General features: G+C 49.3%; 1 protein-coding gene. It reads right to left on the reverse strand.

Translation table 11 applies throughout. The features are described from left to right. Positions 1-188: 188 nt before the first annotated feature. A complete protein-coding gene (locus tag JGK16_RS29275; RefSeq protein ID WP_293194009.1) occupies positions 189-2,132 on the reverse strand; it encodes a BamA/TamA family outer membrane protein in 1,944 nt (647 codons plus the stop codon). Positions 2,133-2,357 lie beyond the last annotated feature (225 nt).

The following is a 2,357-nucleotide window of genomic DNA, read 5'->3' on the forward strand; positions in this document are numbered from 1 at the left end:
TAGTGCGAGCGTCCATAGCGAACGATTGGTTCGCGAGCGAGACGCTCGCACTATATAATTCAAATATATTATTCCGATGCTACCGGATTTGATATGACAAATTTCAGTTGTCAACTGTCAACTGCCAACTGCCAACTGTCAACTGCCAACTGCCAACTGACAACTGTCAACTGACAACTGTCAACTATTTAAAATCGCTGTTTTGTACCGAGTACAAATTTGATTTCCCCGTCATCGCTGACACCCATATCCAAGCGAATTAATCCCAAGGACGATCGCACTCTCACACCCAAACCAACACCCGCCCCAGTCCCCGGTTTATCCCTGACTACCGCCGGTTTTCCCAACACGCTGTCACCCGTTCCCAAATCCGACGCAAAATCAACAAATATCACGCCACCCACATCCCTACCAACCGGAAACCGATACTCGCCGGAAGCCAAAAAATAACTCCGCCCGCTGCCAATTTCCCCGCCGTCGTAGCCCCGCACAGAATTGCGGCCGCCCAGGCGAAACGCTTCCGTCGGTGGCAAATCTCCAATTACCGTTCCCCCTTGCAGATTAAAAGCCAACATTTCTGGCAAAGCTTCCGACTCGCTGATGCCCAGCAAAGTTACTGGTACATATTGTATATAATTTGCTAGCAGTCGGTTGCTCACAATGTTGCCGCGTCCGAGAGGTATCGACTGTTCTGTACTGAGGCTGAGAATCGAGCCGCTGGTTGGGTTGAATGGATTGTTTCGCCGATCGAGCGTAGCGCCAAAAGAAACAGTATACAATTCGTCAACACCCGCACCGCTGAATGTGAGAGGATTGCCGAGTACGTCCCGGCGGGCAAGATTTAAATTGCGATCGCGCGTGCTGATATTGGTATAATTCAGTCCCAAAGTTCCCCGCCAATCGCCCAAAGGCCGCGTAACAGCGAGATTTCCGCCCATCCGAATTTCTCGAACTCGATCGCCATTGGGCAAATTAATATCCTTGTTGAAAATTTCCGAGATTCTGCGATCGCCAAAAGCTCTCACACTGTATCCCAAACGGTCATCGGCCGCAACGTAAGGGCTGACAAACCGCACATCGTACTCCACACCTCGGAGGCTGGGCTGAATTTCCACCGACAACCGCTGGCCGTTTGTGCCGAATGTACGATCGACATAGGAAAGAGGAACAGCCACACCAACATCATCACTCAAAGTGACACTCGCCCCAACAGAACGAGCCGATCGCTCTTCGACATTGTAAATTACATTAATATCCGTCCCAACTTCTTCAGTAGAAACCGTCACCTTGTCAAACAATCCCAACTGTTGCAACTGTTGTAAATCGAGTTGTACAACTTGCTGGCTGTAATTATCCCCCGCCTTAAGTTTGAGCTCGCCTCGGATAAAATCTTCCGAAATTCTCCCCTTAATCGGATTCCCTTTTTTATCAACAGCTTCGCCTCGGGAATTAACAAAGCGAATTTTCACCTCTGCAACGTAAACGCCCTCAACATTTCTCCCTTGACTGATTGGTAGAGTACCGCCTAGCTGTTGCGCGTTGCCGTTGACTGCTTCCGGGATTTCGGCTTTGGTGGCGATCGTCCCCGCAGTTGGTAACAGAGATGTAAAATCTTTATGGCGATCGTCCTGGGCTGAGGGCGATCGAACTTCAGGAGCAACAGCAATCTCATCAGATGTTGGCAAATCCCGCACAATTGCACTCACCTCATCCGATTGATGAGAACTTAAGACTGAAACCGATAATAAATGTCGCTTGTAGTCGAGTCTAGATCCCCCTAAATCCCCCTTAATAAGGGGGACTTTGAGAATATCTCTTGTCCCCCCCTGATTAAGGGGGACTTTGAGAATATCTCTTGTCCCCCCCTGATTAAGGGGGACTTTGAGAATATCTCTTGTCCCCCCCTGATTAAGGGGGGTTAGGGGGGATCGAGACTCGGCTACAAACAAGAGAGACGGTGGGTTTGACGTTAAGTTATCACCAATTACCTCATCCTCCTCCCTCTGCGCCTCTGCGCTTCCTTCTCTAACCTCCACCTCACTCGGTACGACAGTCAGATCGATCGCCCGCGCCGCCAATTCCCCAGCAGCCACCGCCGCCAAACTCAAAAAAGCAATAATCGAAATTCGCATAAACATAAAACTAAAGCATTCTCAACGCATCTTACTCAAATTCGGTTCTCCTGCCTATTCCGCGAAAAGAAACCCGGTATTTTTGAAGATACCGGGTTTCTGGGATGATGAAACTTGGGGAAAGATCGATCGGTACGCCTCTAATCGCCGATTTAGCGGACAAGAGTGGAAAACCCATACATATAACCATCATTGCGGTGAACAGTTTTGCAGTATTTGTGACGC

The sequence above is a fragment of the Microcoleus sp. PH2017_09_SFU_O_A genome (assembly GCF_020738625.1).
Classification (GTDB): domain Bacteria; phylum Cyanobacteriota; class Cyanobacteriia; order Cyanobacteriales; family Microcoleaceae; genus Microcoleus.